The sequence below is a fragment of the Pseudoalteromonas sp. NGC95 genome, from assembly GCF_015864705.1.
GTDB classification, from domain to species: domain Bacteria; phylum Pseudomonadota; class Gammaproteobacteria; order Enterobacterales; family Alteromonadaceae; genus Pseudoalteromonas; species Pseudoalteromonas arctica.
This window is the reverse complement of sequence record NZ_JADYWR010000007.1, coordinates 32949-50692: the sequence shown is the minus strand read 5'-3', so window position 1 is coordinate 50692 and position 17744 is coordinate 32949. Positions and strand designations below refer to the sequence as shown.

The 17744-nt window shown below is 39.6% G+C and carries 13 protein-coding genes; 10 read left to right on the top strand and 3 right to left on the bottom strand.

The genetic code is table 11. From position 1 onward, the window contains the following. Positions 1 to 8 precede the first annotated feature (8 nt). The 9 genes from malQ (at position 9) to rluF (ending at position 15259) form a co-directional block, all read left to right on the top strand. On the top strand, positions 9 to 2003 hold the full coding sequence (gene malQ, locus I6E70_RS08240) for a 4-alpha-glucanotransferase (RefSeq protein WP_197188494.1): 1995 nt from the start codon (positions 9 to 11) through the stop codon (positions 2001 to 2003). Next, complete coding sequence (gene glgB, locus I6E70_RS08235; RefSeq protein WP_197188493.1) at positions 2004 to 4211, top strand: 1,4-alpha-glucan branching protein GlgB; 2208 nt, start codon at positions 2004 to 2006, stop codon at positions 4209 to 4211. It abuts the gene before it with no gap. Beyond that, positions 4204 to 6267, top strand: coding sequence for a glycogen debranching protein GlgX (glgX, locus tag I6E70_RS08230; protein ID WP_197188492.1), 2064 nt, complete (start codon positions 4204 to 4206; stop codon positions 6265 to 6267). The genes glgB and glgX overlap by 8 nt, the downstream gene beginning before the upstream one ends. Further along, positions 6260 to 8797 carry a glycogen/starch/alpha-glucan phosphorylase gene (locus tag I6E70_RS08225; RefSeq protein WP_197188491.1) on the top strand — a complete coding sequence of 846 codons (2538 nt, stop codon included), beginning with the start codon at positions 6260 to 6262 and terminating at the stop codon, positions 8795 to 8797. The genes glgX and I6E70_RS08225 overlap by 8 nt, the downstream gene beginning before the upstream one ends. Positions 8798 to 8811: 14 nt before the next feature. After that, positions 8812 to 10113: a glucose-1-phosphate adenylyltransferase gene (gene glgC / locus I6E70_RS08220; protein ID WP_002958601.1), complete on the top strand. Its 1302-nt coding sequence runs from the start codon at positions 8812 to 8814 to the stop codon at positions 10111 to 10113. A gap of 81 nt (positions 10114 to 10194) precedes the next feature. Further along, a complete protein-coding gene (locus tag I6E70_RS08215; protein ID WP_197188549.1) occupies positions 10195 to 11730 on the top strand; it encodes a glycogen synthase in 1536 nt (511 codons plus the stop codon). 89 nt (positions 11731 to 11819) lie between these two features. Further along, positions 11820 to 13034, top strand: coding sequence for an EAL and HDOD domain-containing protein (locus tag I6E70_RS08210; protein ID WP_197188490.1), 1215 nt, complete (start codon positions 11820 to 11822; stop codon positions 13032 to 13034). Between the two features lie 30 nt (positions 13035 to 13064). Continuing rightward, complete coding sequence (locus tag I6E70_RS08205) at positions 13065 to 14135, top strand: DUF418 domain-containing protein (RefSeq protein ID WP_197188548.1); 1071 nt, start codon at positions 13065 to 13067, stop codon at positions 14133 to 14135. Between the two features lie 86 nt (positions 14136 to 14221). Further along, the gene (gene rluF / locus I6E70_RS08200; RefSeq protein WP_197139377.1) at positions 14222 to 15259 is read left to right on the top strand and encodes a 23S rRNA pseudouridine(2604) synthase RluF; all 1038 of its coding nucleotides are present in this window, start codon (positions 14222 to 14224) and stop codon (positions 15257 to 15259) included. Between the two features lie 22 nt (positions 15260 to 15281). Here rluF and I6E70_RS08195 read toward each other — a convergent pair whose 3' ends face one another. From I6E70_RS08195 to I6E70_RS08185, 3 genes are all read right to left on the bottom strand, one after another. Continuing rightward, positions 15282 to 15866, bottom strand: coding sequence for a hypothetical protein (locus I6E70_RS08195; RefSeq protein WP_197188489.1), 585 nt, complete (start codon positions 15864 to 15866; stop codon positions 15282 to 15284). 59 nt (positions 15867 to 15925) lie between these two features. Next, complete coding sequence (locus I6E70_RS08190; protein WP_197188488.1) at positions 15926 to 16183, bottom strand: MetJ regulator of methionine regulon; 258 nt, start codon at positions 16181 to 16183, stop codon at positions 15926 to 15928. 92 nt (positions 16184 to 16275) lie between these two features. Beyond that, a complete protein-coding gene (locus I6E70_RS08185; RefSeq protein WP_197188487.1) occupies positions 16276 to 17016 on the bottom strand; it encodes a putative quinol monooxygenase in 741 nt (246 codons plus the stop codon). A 344-nt stretch (positions 17017 to 17360) separates the two neighbouring features. Between I6E70_RS08185 and I6E70_RS08180 the strand changes: the two genes are divergently transcribed. Beyond that, the gene (locus I6E70_RS08180) at positions 17361 to 17693 is read left to right on the top strand and encodes a PBPRA1643 family SWIM/SEC-C metal-binding motif protein (protein WP_010552992.1); all 333 of its coding nucleotides are present in this window, start codon (positions 17361 to 17363) and stop codon (positions 17691 to 17693) included. Positions 17694 to 17744: the final 51 nt, after the last annotated feature.

The window sequence follows — 17744 nt, the reverse complement described above, 5'->3', positions numbered from 1 at the left end:
GCGATTCAATGGATGCTCTTTCGCAGTTGTTTTACCTGCATGGTATTGGCTTTGAATTCACTAAGTATACAGGTGAACAGGTGTTTTTTAGCGAAGACACACGTAAACGTGCTTTGCAATGTTGCGGTGTTGATACAAATAACGAAGCCGAAATAACTCAACTAACTTATGATTTAGATGCATCGCTTTGGCTGGATTTAGTACCCAGTGTGAGTTTGGTTGACCAAAAAAAATGCGCTTTAAAGCTTCGTATAGACGAACGTCAGCAGTATTTAGCCGCCAACATTAATGTCCCTTCTCTTGGGATTAATATAGCGGTTGAGAACCTTTATAATTTGGCAGTTACAGGTGAATATTACTTACATGGCGTTCGCTATATTGAGCTGGCACTACCCATAGAAACTATGCCAATTGGCTATCATGACGCTAATGTTCAGGTAGGTGAGCAACACGCTATTACACAAATTTGGTGCGTGCCTGAGCAAGTCTATCAAGTTGAAGACACAAAGCGCACAGGGTTATCTATTCAGCTTTACACATTAAAAAATAAAGCGCATTTAGGTATTGGCGACTTTGACGATTTACTAACGCTTACAAAATTATGCAGCTCGCAAAATATGGATTACATATTACTTAACCCACTGCATTTGTTATTTGCTGATATGCCAGAGCGTGCAAGCCCTTATAGCCCTAGTAGTCGGGCTTTATTAAACCCTCTTTATATTTCTATAGTATTAAGCGAAGACGCACAAAATAACGCAGTTCTACATGACCTCATGCAACGAGACGATGTAATTACACTTATAAAAAGTAATGATCAATTTATAAATTATGAAAATGTAAGCCATATAAAGTATGCGTTATTTGAAGCGCTTTATAATCAGTTTGAATTAACGGCAAGTGATGAGCGTCGCCAAGCGTTTACTGATTTTTGTAATACTCATTCAACTACGTTAAATACCCTCGAATCAGATAACTTAACATTTGATTATTACCTGCAGTGGCAAGCGCATACGCAATTGGCACTGTGTCAACAAAGTTGTGCAGAGCGAGGTATGGCTATTGGCTTAATAAATGATTTAGCTGTTGGTTGTGCGGGTGATGGAGCCGAGTTTAAAAATCAAAAGCCACTGTTTAGCCAAGGTGCAAGTGTAGGTGCTCCACCAGATCCATGGGCCGAAGCTGGCCAAAACTGGGGGCTTCCAGCACTAAATCCTCAAAGTCTTAGTAATAATCACTACCAATTCTATCGCTCGCTCATTCGCGCAAACTTGCAAAATGTAGGTGGACTTAGAATTGACCACGTAATGGCTATTAGGCGCCTATGGTGGTGCTTTGAAAGCAATGGTGAACAAGATGGCTGTTATGTTTACTACCCGTTTGAGCACTTACTCGCCATTTTAAAAATTGAATCACATATTAATCAGAGTATTGTTATTGGAGAAGATTTAGGCGTTGTGCCGCCAGAGGTAAGGCAGGCTTTGGCATCTAGCGGTATTTTTTCTAACAGCTTATTTTATTTTGAAAAACAACACAGTGGTGAGTTTTTATCGACTGATGAGCTAGCAACACAGTGTTTGTTAATGATAGCCAATCATGATGTACCGCCTTTTACAGGTTGGTGGCAGCATGCTGATTTAAATATTAAGCAACAATACAAGCTTATTACTTGCAATGAATACGAGCAATTAAAGCAACAACGAATAGAAGAGCAACATAGGATACTACGATTTATTAATCGCCATACCAATACAACCGAGCTTTTATTACATAGTAATTCAGTCGAAGTATATAACGCACTAGCATTATGTTTGGCGGGTTCTCAATCGCGTTTATTTGCAATACAAATAGATGATTTAGATGAGCAGAAGTATCCGGTTAATATCCCCGGGACAGACAAAGAATATCCTAATTGGCGACGTGTATTAACGCATACCAGTGAAGAAATTTTTACCAAAAATACCTCACTTTTAGCTGCTATCGATTCAATAAGGAAAGGTTAAATGAGCAGTACAACTAATGAAAATAGTTACGATGCACAGGTGCATGCATTAAATACAGGACGATTTAAAGACCCATTTAGCTTTTTAGGGGCACATAAAACGGATGCTGAGGTTGAAATTCGTTTTTACTTACCTTGTGCAATAGGTGTGAGTGTTACATTAAATAATAAAAGTATTAAGGCGCAGCGCTACCAACAAAGTGACTTATTTATAGTCAAAGTTGATGCGCTGCCCACTGCGCCTTATCAATGCATTGCTCAGTACACAAATAGCAGCACTACCTTTTATGATGAATACAGCTTTGAGAGCACACTTGATGCAGAGGCAATGTATTTATTTAACGAAGGCAGCCTTGAACATGCGTACTCTCATTTTGGTGCACATTTTAGCACTCAACAAAATGTAGAGGGTGTGCGCTTTTGTGTATGGGCGCCTAATGCTGCAAGTGTCTCTATTATTGGTGAGTTTAATTTTTGGCAAGCTAATCGCCACTTTATGCGTTTTCATCCTGCAAGTGGTGTATGGGAGCTATTCGTACCAGGCCTTAAAGCCGACATGTGCTACAAATTTGCAATTACCGCTCAAAGTGGAGAAGTACTTGAAAAAGCCGACCCCTATGCATTTAAAATGCAACAAGCCCCGGGTACTGCAAGTGTACTGCAGTATAAACCAGAACCTATAACGCTCGGCGCTCAGGCACTTCAAAACCGACAAAAGCGTAATCATATTGATGCGCCAATTAGTATTTATGAAGTGCATTTAGGCTCATGGCAACGCGCTGAAAACAACCGCTATTTAAGTTACACAGAGCTTGCTGACAAACTGGTTAGCTACGCCCTTGAAATGAATTTTACCCATCTGCAACTTATGCCAATAAGTGAATACCCGTTTGATGGTTCGTGGGGGTATCAGCCTGTTGGTTTATTTGCACCTACCAGCCGTTTTGGCGATTACAACAGCTTTAAATACTTTGTAGAGCAATGCCACAAAGCTAATTTAGGTATTTTACTTGATTGGGTGCCTGGGCATTTTCCCAGCGATCCGCATGGCTTACATCGATTCGATGGCACTCATTTATATGAGCATGCCGATAAGCGTCAAGGTTTTCATCCTGATTGGAATACCTACATTTATAACTACGACCGCCCTGAAGTTAAAAGCTTTTTGATTTCAAATGCTATGTATTGGTTACATCAATTTGGTTTAGATGGTCTGCGTGTAGATGCCGTAGCCTCTATGTTGTATTTAGATTACAGCCGAAAAGAAGGCGAGTGGATTGCTAATTGTTATGGCGGGCGCGAAAACTTAGGTGCAATTGAGTGCCTAAAGCAAGTCAATATGCGCAGCTATAAAAACAACCTAGGCATTATGATGGTGGCTGAGGAGTCAACAGCGTGGCCGGGTGTCACCCAAAGTGTTGAGCACAACGGCTTAGGCTTTGGCTATAAGTGGAATATGGGTTGGATGAACGATAGTTTGCATTACATGCAGCACGACCCTTTATACCGTCAGCATCATCATCACGAAATGACTTTTTCGATGGTATACGCTTTTAGTGAAAACTATATATTGCCATTAAGCCACGATGAAGTAGTCCACGGTAAAGGATCGTTAATTGAAAAAATGCCAGGCGATGATTGGCAGAAATTTGCAAATTTACGCGCTTACTACGCATTTATGTGGGCACACCCGGGTAAAAAACTCTTGTTTATGGGCGGTGAAATTGCACAGCGAAAAGAGTGGGGACACGATCATTCTATCGATTGGCATTTACTTGAGCACCAAAGCCACAGCGGTATAAAGCACACCGTAAAAGCGCTCAATACCGTTTATAAAAACCAACCCGCGTTGTATGAGTTAGACTCGAGCGCGGCTGGTTTTACCTGGATAGATAACAATAATAATCAGCAGAGCATTTTAAGCTTTGTTCGCTATGCTAAAAACGCAAAAGACTTTGTGGTTGTTATTGCTAATTTTACCCCCGCGTCATATGAAAACTACGTTATTGGCGTACCGAGTAAAGGGCGTTATAAAGTTGTTTTAAATACAGACGATACTCAGTTTTTTGGCTCTGGCGTTGAAGTAACTAAAGATTCATCGCAGATAGTTCAGGCAATAAATGAATCAAATCATGGCTTTAAACACAGTATTTCAATTGCCATTGGTGGCTTAACAACTATTTACTTACAAAAGGTTGATGATGAGTAACCAATTTGATGTAGCCCCCGGTAATGTAGAACCGCTAGGTTCTAGTGTTATTAATAATGGGGTTAACTTCGCGCTTTATGCGCCAGGTGCAAGCCAAGCCTATGTGTGTTTGTTTGATAAAAGTGGCCATTCAGAAATTCTAAAAATGGCGATGAATATTAACGAAGGGGGTATTTGGAGTATTCATATTTCGCCATTAAGCGCCGGCGCACTTTATGGCTTTAGAGTTGAGGGTGAATATAACCCTAAAAATGGTCAACTATTTAACGAAAATAAACTACTGATAGACCCATACGCAAAAGACTTGTTTGGTGAGTTTACATGGAGCGAACGCCATTATGGGCAAATGCCAATTGGCACTAAAAGCACCGTAAATAATGCCATTGATATACCTAAGTCAAAAGTAGCCCCCCCTACGTTGTATGCGCATAAAAAGCCAAACCACCGTTGGTCAAACACGGTTATTTATGAGTGCCATGTGAAAGGCACAACGTGTCGTCATCCTAAAATACCTAAATCTCTACAAGGAAAGTTTTTAGGGTTAAGTCACCCAAGCTTTATTGAGCACTTACAAAGCTTTGGCGTTACAGCAGTTGAGCTTTTACCTGTTCACTCTTTTATTAGTGAGCAATTTTTAACAGGAAAAGGGCTGCAAAACTATTGGGGTTATAACACGCTTAACTTTTTTACGCCCCACAAAGACTATTTGGTAAACGACGATATAAACGAGTTTAAGCAAATGGTGCGCGAGCTTCATGCTGCCGACATAGAAGTTATTTTAGATGTTGTCTATAACCATACCGCAGAGGCTGGGGCCGATGGCCCTATATTATCGCTAAGAGGCTTTGATAACTTAGCGTATTACCGCACAGTAGAGGGTCAGCCTAATGTATATATAAACGATACCGGCTGTGGAAATACCATAAATATTGATCACCCTAAAACGCTGCAACTTGTACTTGATAGCCTTCGTTATTGGGTTGAGGTAATGGGAGTTGATGGATTTAGGTTTGATTTAGCGACCATTTTAGGGCGCTCAAAAGCAGGCTTTAGCTCTGCACATACTTTTTTACAAGCAGTAGCCCAAGACCCTGTGCTTAATAAGGTTAAGCTAATAAGTGAACCTTGGGATATAGGTCCTGGTGGCTATCAGCTTGGGGCATTTCCGCCGCCATGGCGAGAATGGAACGATCAATACCGCGATGTAATTAGACGTTTTTGGCAAAGTGAAACGGGCATAATTGCCAACGTTGCAAAACGTTTGCATGGATCGTTTGATATTTTTGAGCACAGCCAACGTGGACCACTTAATAGCATTAACTTTATAACGAGTCATGATGGTTTCACGCTTGCCGATTTAGTGAGTTATGAAGAAAAGCATAACGAAGCTAATGGTGAGCAAAACAGAGATGGGCACAGTGCAAATCACTCGTTCAACTGTGGAGTAGAAGGCTTTACCAGTGACTCAAAAATAAACGCACTGCGTTTGCAACAACAAAAGAACTTTTTACTTACTTTAATACTCTCAAAAGGTGTACCCATGATTGCCGCTGGCAGCGAAATGGCGCACTCTCAAGGGGGGAATAACAATGCTTATTGCCAAAATAATCGCACTAGCTGGCTTGCCTGGAAAGATTCTCAACTTAATCATTCGCTAACACGATTTATTGATGATGCTTTAAAAATTAGACGCGCGCACAGTGCGTTCAAACACAGTGTATTTTTAGATGATATAGACGAGCGTTTTACCGTTAAGTGGTTTACCGAACAAGGTAAAACCATGACCGACGCTCATTGGCATGAAGATACCAGACAGTTTTTAATGTATAGCTTACTTGATAAGCAAAACAATCATGCATTACTGATGGTATTTAATGCCAGTAAAAAAACAGTTTTTTGCCAAATTCCGCCTTCGCCTATTAATGCGCCGTGGCAAATGGTTTTATCAAGTGTAAATAATGCATCTGTGAGTAGTAATGAAGATGCGATGGTTGAAATTTCAGCACAAAGTAGTTGGGTTTTTAGTGCTAATTTAGAGGATGTAAGTCATGGCTAAACAAAGTGAACAAGTGTGTGTAGTAAAGGGCTGGCAAGAAGGTCCTGTTATAGATGAAAGTACGCTTAAAGATGACTTAACACGGCATTTTTATTATACCCTAGGTCGCGATAAGGTCGGCGAATCAAGACTGTATTTATACCATGCTTTAGCGCTGACTATTCGCGACAGACTTGTTGCCCGCTGCAGAGAAACGAATCAACAAATTAAGCAAGAGAAACGCCGTAAAACGGCTTACCTTTCTCTTGAGTTTTTAATGGGACGTGCGCTGGGTAATGCAATACTAAACCTAGATTTAGACGACCAAGTTGCTGCTGCATTACAAGAATACTGCACAACACTAGAAACGCTTGAAGATGCCGAGCATGATGCAGGTTTAGGTAACGGTGGTTTAGGCCGCCTAGCTGCTTGTTTTTTAGATAGCTGTGCAAGTCTAGCATTACCTGTCATTGGTTATGGCCTTCGTTACGAATACGGCATGTTTAACCAATCAATTAAAGATGGTAACCAAATTGAGCAACCAGATAACTGGCTGCGCGAAGGGCACCCATGGGAGCTAAGCGCGCCAGAGCATGCAAAACGTGTGAAATTTGGCGGCTACGTGCAAAGTTACACAGATAAATTTGGCCGAGAGCATCGTCAATGGATGAGTTCACAAGATGTATTAGCTGTACCTTACGATGTACCTGTTCCAGGTTATAAAAACAATATTGTAAATACACTACGCTTATGGAAATCAGAAGCGACAGATGAATTTAATTTGACCGAATTTAATGCAGGCAGTTACTCAGAAGCCGTCGCACAAAAAAACCTAGCTGAACAAATTACCATGGTGCTGTATCCAAACGACAGCAGCGAAAATGGTAAAGAGCTTAGATTGCGCCAACAATATTTTTTATCATCTGCGAGTATTCAAGACGTAGTAGATCAATGGGTTGCTCAACATGGCGAAAGTTTTAGTGACTTTGCTGATTTTCATGTTTTTCAGTTAAACGACACGCACCCAAGTATTGCTGTTGCAGAGCTGATGCGTATTTTAATTGATGATTACGAACTTGATTGGAACGATGCCTGGCAAATCACTACTAAAACAATGGCCTACACAAATCATACGCTACTTCCTGAAGCGCTTGAAAAGTGGTCTGTTTCGTTGTTTTCAAAATTATTACCACGCATTTTAGAAATAGTTTACGAGATAAACGCACGCTTTTTAGCACAAGTTGCACAGCAATGGCCGGGTGATGTTAATAAACAGCGTGCATTGTCGTTGATTGAAGAGGGCGATGAGCCGCAAATTCGTATGGCTTACTTAGCCATTGTAGGTAGTTACTCTGTAAATGGCGTAGCAGCACTGCATACCGAACTGTTAAAAGCGGGTTTATTTAAAGAGTTTTACGCGCTTTGGCCAGATAAGTTTAATAACAAAACAAATGGTGTTACACCAAGACGTTGGCTTGCACATTGTAATCCCGTTTTAAGTAAATTAATCAGCGAAAAAATTGGTCATGACTGGGTTAAAAACTTTTCAACAATTAGCGATCTACGTCGCTTTTACGACGACAAAGCATTTCATGGGCAATGGCAAAATGCTAAACGCGAAAACAAACAGCGTTTAGTTGATTTAGTTAAGGCGCGCTGCGATGTTGATTTTGACGTATCGATGATGTTTGACGTACAAGTAAAACGTATTCACGAATACAAACGTCAGCTATTAAACATACTTCATGTGATTCATTTATATGACCGTATTCGCCGTGGTGATACCCAAGGGCTTGTTCCTCGCTGTGTTTTATTAGGTGGTAAAGCAGCACCGGGTTATTACATGGCTAAAAAAATTATTAAGCTTATTAATAACGTGGCAGAAGTTATAAATAAAGATCCGTTAGCAGCCCCGTATTTACGCGTCGCCTTTTTACCTAATTACAACGTAACCGCTATGGAAGTGATTTGTCCTGCAACCGATTTGTCAGAGCAAGTATCTACCGCAGGCAAAGAAGCGTCTGGTACTGGCAACATGAAGTTTATGATGAATGGTGCATTGACGATCGGCACGCTGGATGGTGCAAACATTGAAATTAGAGACGCCGTTGGTGCAGACAACTTCTTTTTGTTTGGGGCACAAGCTCATCAAATTGATGATATTAAATCGCGTTACAATCCTGAGCACTTAATCGCACAAAATAGCGATTTAAATAATGTAATGCAACTACTCGAAAGCGGCCATTTTAACTTGTTTGAACCATGCTTATTTGACGATATAACAAATGCAATTAAAAGCCCACACGATCCATGGCTTGTTGCGCACGATTTTGAAAGTTATGTAGCAGCTCAAAAAGAAGTTGATAAAGCTTACGCAGATCAAACCTACTGGACACAAATGAGTATTTTAAATACGGCAGCCAGTGGCATGTTTTCAAGTGATAGAACCATAAGCCAATACAGTGAAGACATTTGGCATTTAGAACCCCTCAATATTAGTGAAACAGACTTAACGACAACTAAAAGCCATGCCACTAACAGCCTAGACTAAATGGAGAGAGTATTATGCCCAATTATGCAAATCGCTACATAAGTAGCCTAACCAGAGAAACTTACGCGTTAATACTGGCAGGCGGACGCGGTTCTCGCCTGCATGAGCTAACCGATTGGCGAGCAAAGCCAGCAGTTTACTTTGGTGGTAAACATCGAATTATTGATTTTCCACTATCAAACTGTATTAACTCGGGTGTGAGACGTGTTGGTATTGCTACACAATATAAATCACATTCATTAATACGCCATGTAAACCGCGCGTGGGGGCACTTTAAAAAAGAGCTAGGAGAGTCGGTTGAAATACTACCTGCATCTCAGCGCCAAGGTGATGATTGGTATTGTGGAACCGCAGATGCTGTTTTTCAAAACATAGATATTATTCGTCACGAGCTTCCTAAATATGTGATGATTTTGTCTGGAGATCATGTGTATCGCATGGACTATGGTGCTTTATTGGCTGAACATGTGCAAAAGGGTGCAGATATGACAGTGTGTTGTATTGAAGTGCCCGTAGAGGAAGCCGCAGACACGTTTGGTGTAATGACCGTTGATGAAGAAAACAGAGTGTGTCGTTTTGATGAAAAACCAGCAATGCCTAGCTCCGTACCTGGCAAGCCAGGTACATGTTTAGCATCAATGGGAAACTACATTTTTAATACTGAATTTTTGTTTGAGCAACTTAAAAAAGATTCTGAGAATGAAGGTTCTGGCCGAGATTTTGGTCACGATATTATTCCAGCGATTATAGAAGAGCATAATGTATTTGCGTTCCCATTTAGAGATCCAAATCAAGAAGGGCAACCTTATTGGCGTGATGTAGGTACCCTAGATTCGTTCTGGGAGGCTAATATGGAATTGGTAATGCCTGAGCCACAACTTGATTTATACGACCCAACGTGGCCAATATGGACATATCAAGAGCAACTACCACCTGCTAAGTTTATTTTTGATGACGAAGATAGGCGCGGTATGGCATTAGACTCAACTGTGTCGGGTGGGTGTATTATTTCGGGCTCTGCGGTTAGAAAGTCACTCTTGTTTTCTAATGTCCACGTTCGCTCATTTTGTACCATTGAGCAGTCGGTAATTTTACCCGGAGCGGTTATAAATCGAGGTTGTAAAATTAAGCGTGCGATTATAGATAGGAGCTGTGAAATACCGGCAGGTCTCGAAATCGGTTTTGACAAAAAAACAGATGAAGAAAACGGCTTTAGAGTATCTAAGAAAGGCATCGTTCTTGTTACTCGTGATATGCTCACTGAGCTTGCAAAAAAGTTAGAGCGCCAAGCGCGTGAGAATAAAAAGCTAGCGTAAAACACGTTAAATATTAAGCACGACAACAAAGCTTGCTCATTTATGAGCAAGCCCACACAGGTTAAAGGAAGTAGTAAATTAATGCATGTATTAATGGTTGCAGCAGAAAATGACGCGTTACCAGGCGCAAAAGTAGGCGGTGTGGCAGATGTAGTACGCGATGCCCCAAGGGCGCTCGCAAAGCAAGGTATAACGGTTGACGTTGTTATTCCTGACTACGGGTTTGAGCCTCTTGAGCGTATTTATATAGGTGAAGTAACCGTTGCATTTAATGCTCAACCCCATGTATTAACAGTTTTTCAAGTACAACAAGCCCAAAATAACTTAAGCCAAATTGTTATTAGCCACCCGCTATTTAGTGAATCAGGCAGTGTATATTGTAACGATGCACCGGGGAGGCCTTTTGCTACCGACGCGACAAAATTTGCTTTATTTAATGCAGCTGTCTGCGAAGCATTATTACAAGGTGTATTAAAGCGCCCTACAGCGCTACATTTACATGATTGGCACAGCGCCTGCGTTGCAGTTTTACTTAAGTTTGAGCCACGTTATAGCTCACTTAATACCTTACCCATTGCCTACACAGTGCATAATATTGCACTGCAAGGTATAAGACCTTTTAAACACGACGACTCAAGCTTAGAGGCATGGTTTCCGTCACTTAGTTATAATGGCCAGCAACTATGCGACCCGCGTTACCCTCATTGCTTTAATCCTATGCGCAGTGCAATAAATCTGTGCGATAAAATACATGTTGTATCACCAACCTACAGCCAAGAGGTTCTTGAACCTAGTAATTACGAGCATGGTTTTTTTGGTGGCGAAGGGCTTGAGCAAGATCTGCAAAATGCAGCAAGCCAAGGTAAGCTTGTCGGTATTTTAAATGGCTGCGAATATCCAAGCAATGCACTTGAAGGAGCAACTCTCGCTGATTTTTATAGCCAAGCCGAGAACACTTTATTTACTTGGATGGCAAATAGCGAGCAGTTACAAAGCGGCTACTATATTGCGCACCAACGACTACAGCAATTTAAAGCAACGGTTAATAATGGCCCATTAATCACAAGCGTTGGCCGACTTACAGAGCAAAAAGTGTTGTTATTGTGCCAGCAGGTTAATGAGGCTTTAGCTATTGATAAAGTGTGCCAAGTCATTAATGAACATAACGGCAGACTTATTATTCTAGGCTCGGGTGATAAAGAGCTCGAAAGCATATTTACCAAAGCAATGGCGCGTAATTCTAATCTTTTATTTTTGAAGGGTTATGGTCAAGGTGTTGGCGATTTAATGTATCAGCTAGGTGACTTATTTTTAATGCCAAGCTCGTTTGAACCTTGTGGGATTAGCCAAATGCTAGCAATGCGTGCCGGGCAACCCTGTTTAGTACACAGTGTTGGCGGATTAAAAGATACAGTTAAACACCACGAAAATGGTTTTAGCTTTAATGGCGACACGTTAGTAACGCAAACGAGTAATTTAATTAGCTGTTTAGACGAAACTCTCTTAATTAAAAAGCAAAATCCTAAAAAGTGGCATAAAATTAAGCACAGCGCAGAGCAAATGCGTTTTTCGTGGCCACAAGTGGCAACTGATTATATAACAACCTTATACCGGTAAATCGTTGCTGTACTTTAAAGTTTAGTGACAAATGTACCTGCTTAGGGTTTAATTACTTAGTATTATATAAAAACTAAGAAGTAGGTAATGTGTCTGTATTTGTTGCAAGGCAAGCAATATTCAATCGAAATAAAAAAGTAGTAGCCTATGAGCTACTTTTTCGTGATAGTCCAAAAAATTATTTTCCAGATATTGCAGAAGGCCAAGCAACAGCAAGGCTTATTATGGAAAATCAATTAAATTTAGGTACACGCCATATTACATCAGGCAAAAAAGCGCTTATTAATATAGGACCAGAATCATTAAAACTCGATTTATGTGCTTTCCTACCATGCCAAGACGTTGTGATTGAGTTACTCGAAACCATAGAACCCACCGACGATAACTATGAACTGTGCCGAGGTTTATTTCATAGTAACTACAAACTCGCACTCGATGACTTTGTATATAAACCACAGTGGGATCGTTTTTTAAAGCTTGTGAAGCTCATTAAATTTGATATTGCGATTACACCTCTTAGCGAAATACAGCCCATAATTAATAAGTTACAAACGCATAAACAAATAAAAATACTAGCCGAAAAAATAGAAACGCAAGAAGACTATAAGCTCGCCTTTGATATGGGGTTTGATTATTTTCAAGGCTATTTTTTTGCAAAACCTACCATGATCAAACAAAATGACATTGATTATAATTATGGTTTAGTCGTCGCTATTTACGCCGAAATAATGAAAAACAGTCCAGATATAAAAGCTATATCTGGACTGTTTGAGCTTGATGCTGCACTTGCATATAAATTACTGCGTTTAATTAACAGCGGTATTTTTCCTATACAAAGCCAAATATCGTCATTAAAGCAAGCGCTTGTGTATTTAGGCCATGAACGCCTTAAAAAGTTTGTGAGCCTTATTGTTACTGCTCATACAGCGGGTAAAAAGCCTGCAGAGCTAATGCAAGTGTGTGTTGTACGTGCTCGTTTTTGTGAGTTGTTAGCAAAAAATGTTAATAAAAGCCAGTCAGGCGAAGCATTTTTAACTGGGTTATTTTCACTGCTAGATGCAATCCTTGATCAACCAATGAGCTTGCTTGTTGAAAAGCTACCTTTCCCTGATGAAATAAAAACGGCATTATTAGGGGATAAAAACACACTTTATTATATTTTAAACGTTGTTAAAGCATACGAAACAGGAAGCTGGTGGGCACTTGAACAAGCTGTACTTTTGCTAAATATAGACAGTGCTATACTTCCTCCACTTTACCAGCAGTCAGTCGATTGGGCTGACAGTTATAAGAATAATATTTAACGGATAATAGCTTTAATGCGCAATTATAATATGGACTTTATTCGCGGCGTTGCCGTACTTGGCCTAGTTTACATGAATGCTTACGCCTTCGGCCTTTTTGAATACGGGTATACCTCCTTAACTAATCCTCCTGTTAGCGACTCAATTATTCACACCTTTAGCAGTTTGTTTGTAGACGGGCGTTTTAGAACACTGTTTAGTTTGCTTTTTGGTGCTGGGCTTTACATTCAGTGGCAACGTTATAAGTCTGAATTGCAGTTAAAAAGCAGGCTCTATTGGTTAATCCTCTTTGGTTTAGCGCATGGTTTTTTACTTTGGGCAGGTGATATTTTATTTGTTTACGGTGTATCTGGCTGGTTTGTTATTAAATATTTAGAGAGTGATAGCACTGTTCTTTTAAAAAGAGGACTTGAGTTTATTTTGTTATCGGGTGTAGCTACTGTGCTTATTGTATCTAGCGTACCCGATGAAGTGATTTACCGTGATTCAGCACAGTTTATAGATTTATATAACCCACACTATATTGATTACTTTATTAGTAACCTCGCCATGAACACATTGATGCTTGTTATGGTGCCAATAATGACAATGTGGATGTGCGTGGGCCTTATGCTCATTGGCATTTATTTATATAAACAAGGCGTTTTTAGTAAAGGCTTAACGACTCAGCAATTAATAGTTTGCGGTGCAATGACCCTTGTTTTTTGTGGGATCAGGCTTTATGCATCACAGCTTAATGGCAGCTTAGGATATGGGGTGCAAGAATTTGTAAATATGTTTGCGGCCCTAGGTATGGCTACGCTGTATATTCATTTAATTGTTAAATTTTGCAATAACAGCGCACACGTCGGCATGCTTATTCAACAAGCAGGGCGCTTAGCATTTACTTTATATATTAGCCAAACACTCATACAACTGTTGTTATATAAAGTGCTATTTACCCACTGGGTGCTCAGTTTTGATCGTATTGACTACTGGTTAGTTGCAACGGCATTAGTTGCGCTGCAGCTTATATTTACCTTTTTATACAGTCGCTATTTTAATCAAGGTCCGCTTGAATGTGTATGGCGTAAATTAACTAAAGTAAAAATTAGTGCTTAAACACCTATAAATAGTAAATTAGGGGCGAAAAAATAGTGTGGGTGGTTTACACTACTCGCCTTAAAAATTACTACGCTATAAGTGCCATGACTGAATTAAAACGTTTAAATAAATTTATTAGTGAAACAGGATTTTGTTCACGCCGCGAAGCCGATAAATATATTGAGCAAGGTCGTGTCAGCGTTAATGGCTACTCACCAGAAATGGGCGTAAAAGTAGCCGCTACCGATGTTGTATTAATTGATGGTAAGCCTCTTAAAGCCACGCCAAAGCGCGTTTACATTGCCTACAATAAACCCGTTGGTATAACGTGTACTACCGAAAGTAAAATTCAAAGTAATATTATTCGCGCGGTAAATTATCCTACGCGTATATTCCCAATAGGGCGCTTAGATAGACCGTCTGAAGGGCTTATATTTTTAACTAACGAAGGCGATATCGTTAATAAAATTTTACGTGCGGGCAATAATCACGAAAAAGAATACGTTGTTACGGTAGATAAACCGCTTAATCGTCAGTTTGTTACAAAAATGGCGAATGGTGTGCCTATTTTAGATACCGTTACTAAAGAATGTAAAGTAACGCAAAGTGGCCCCAAAGAATTTAAAATAGTACTTACTCAAGGTTTAAACCGTCAAATACGCCGCATGTGTGAATACTTAGGCTACGAAGTTGTAACCTTAAAACGTACGCGCATAATGAACGTAACACTTAAAGGTTTAAAAGTAGGACAATGGCGTCATCTATCAGATATTGAAATGGCGCAAATAAACGATTCAATTTCTGATTCTGGTAAAACCCAAGAGCACTCGCTTGATACTAATAAGCAATCAGAAAATAATGCACCTTTAGCACCTAAAAAACGTGATTTTCAGGGCGAAAACCCTCGACGCTTTAATAATGGTGATCGAAATAATGAGCGTAGTACTGAGCGAAATACAAATCGTAACTCTGAGCGCAGCAACGCTAACGGAGAGCGCAAAAATGAGCGCAGTAATACTCCTTACCAAAAGCGTTCTACAACGTATGTGGGTAAGCCAAAAAGCATTAAAGAGAACAAGTCGTCTAATGCTAAATCAGACTCAAAACCAAGCTCGGACCGTATTCTCAGTCTAAAAAAATAATGTGCAGCTAAGTGGTATTCTACTACCACTGTATTTCTTGTACTATATTACCAAGTGGGCTTTTAACGCCCACTAAGTTTACGTTGTTATTTTGCAAACCCACCAATCTACCTTTATCTAAATACCATCTAAAAGTGTGCTTTTTATAGCTTTTTAAATCCAGTACAGTCAGTTTTGCGCAACTGTATTCATAATCAGTTGGGCAAGTACCTACTTCGAGTAACTGATATTCTTGCTGCCATATATTATCGCCGTATTTATTAGCCAGTAACTTTACTGAAATACATACTGACGTCCACAACCATAAGTAAATTAAAATAGGTAAACCGATTGGTATAAATACTGAACGGAATTTCCCGTGCTCAACAATATAATCTTTAACCGTATGTTTAAATTCAAAGTTATTATTGTATTTTTTATATAGGTGCTTAAATAAAGCAACCGATAACACGATCGTCATTATTGGAAATAACGTAAATGTTAAGGTGTTATATATACCATTGGGAATAAAAGCGGGATCAGCTTGTTCATCCCATGCAAGTAAAACCAGTGGAGGAGCCGTTGCTAAAAGTAGCAGAGCGCTGTTGAATAGTTGTTTAAAGGTCACAGGGTATTCACTTATAAAATGCTGCTTGTATAAAGCCCAAATTAGCGCTTAATGTTTAGCTATTGAATGCTAAAGCCAATATAAAACAAGAGTATACCTAAATAAATTGTAATCGCCGATAACGAGTTTTTAGAGCGCAGGCGCTTAACAAGGTCGCGTGTGCCATCAACCATACCGGAAATAACCAGTAGTATGCCCCCTGTAAAACGGTAGTTGTTTAAGTTCACGTTACCACTATCGTCAGTTATAAAGCGTAAATAACCAAAAAGTATAAAAAGACTGCCTGCTATTAGTGCTGCAATTTTAAAGTTTTCCAAGGCTTTTCCATAATATTGAGTTAGATACTAAAACGCCACTGAGTTTAGTCAGTGGCATTTAACTATATTACGAATTTAGTATTTAACCATATTTACTTTGCAAAACCACCTAGAGGCTTTAATAGAAGTGGTGACAGTGCAGCATGTTTATCGGTTAGTTCTTTAGGTAAATCACCCAAATGAACCATACGTGTTGGTGTTGCTGCAGCAATCCAGCGCTCTGCATGGTCATCCCAGTTTTGGATGTGTATGTACGATGCTTCTAAATCTCTAAAGCGCTCATAAACCATAATATCGCCATCGTCAGACATGTAATATTGGTAATTTAGTGTACCAGGCTCTGTTTTTGCACGTTCTACTTGTGAATTCATTACTTCACGAAAGGCATCTAACTGGCCAGGGTTTAGCTTGGCTTCAACAATCCAGCCAAAATTATCAAATGTCGTATCACCGTTTTTGTTAATTTGACTCGTTTGTTCTTCTTCGCGAGAAAAGCCACCAAATGGTTTTAGCCAAAGAGGGCTTAAAGCCGCATGACGCTCACGAACATCTTCAGGTAATTCGCCTAAATTCACCATGCGTGTTGGTGCAGCAGCCGCCATCCAACGTGCTGAATGATCGTCCCAATTTTCAATATGTTCGTGTGAAGAGTCTGCATCAGCAAAGCGTTCGTAAACTAAAACATCGCCAGCATCAGATATATAATATTGATAATTTTTAGTGCCAACTTCATTAAGTGCGCGATTAACTTGTGAATTCATCACCGCTTTAAAGTTTTCAAGTTCACCAGCATTAAGTTTAGCTTCTACTATCCATCCAAAATTTTTAAACATGACTTTCTCTACTTAAATAAATTGCCTCTGTATAAGTGAGGCTAAAAAGTTAAAGGCAATTTCTATCGCCCTAGTTAGCATACCTATCGCTTAATTGGTAAGTGCTTAGATAACGAAGCTAAGTGTACAGAGTATTTAAATATTGATAATAATCGCATTTATTTAATCAGTTTATAGTAAATGTATATAATAGTGGTTAGCCTATTTTGCAGGCCATTTAAATTTTTAAGTTAAAATTGCTTTATAGACGTGTTGTTAAGCTATTTACAAGTACACTTAGTTATATTTTGGGTAAGCTGTTAAGATGCGCCGTCTTAATAATGTAGAAAGGTTATAGAAGTAACATGTCAAAATTTTTCTTTATGGGTAAGCCCGACATAATGGGTAAAAATAACAGTAATGGATTTGCGCCAAATCGTACTGCAAAGGTAGGCACAGAGTTGCACCCGTTAACGCTAATTGTAAACTCAGCTGAACGACAATCAGAAATAGAAGCAATACTAGAAGAGCATTCGCTGTTTGCTTCAATTGAAGTTAAAGCAGACGTACCAGAAGATATTCGCGAACTAGACTTTGCGCTTAGTAAGTCAACACCACAAGTATTTGATAAAGTACCAGAGCGTAACGCACCTTGTGTATGTGGTAGCGGCAAAAAATATAAGAAGTGTTGCGGTTAGTTTCTTAACAACTAAATATGTAGCCTTTCTTTTTTAATCGGTATTAAATAA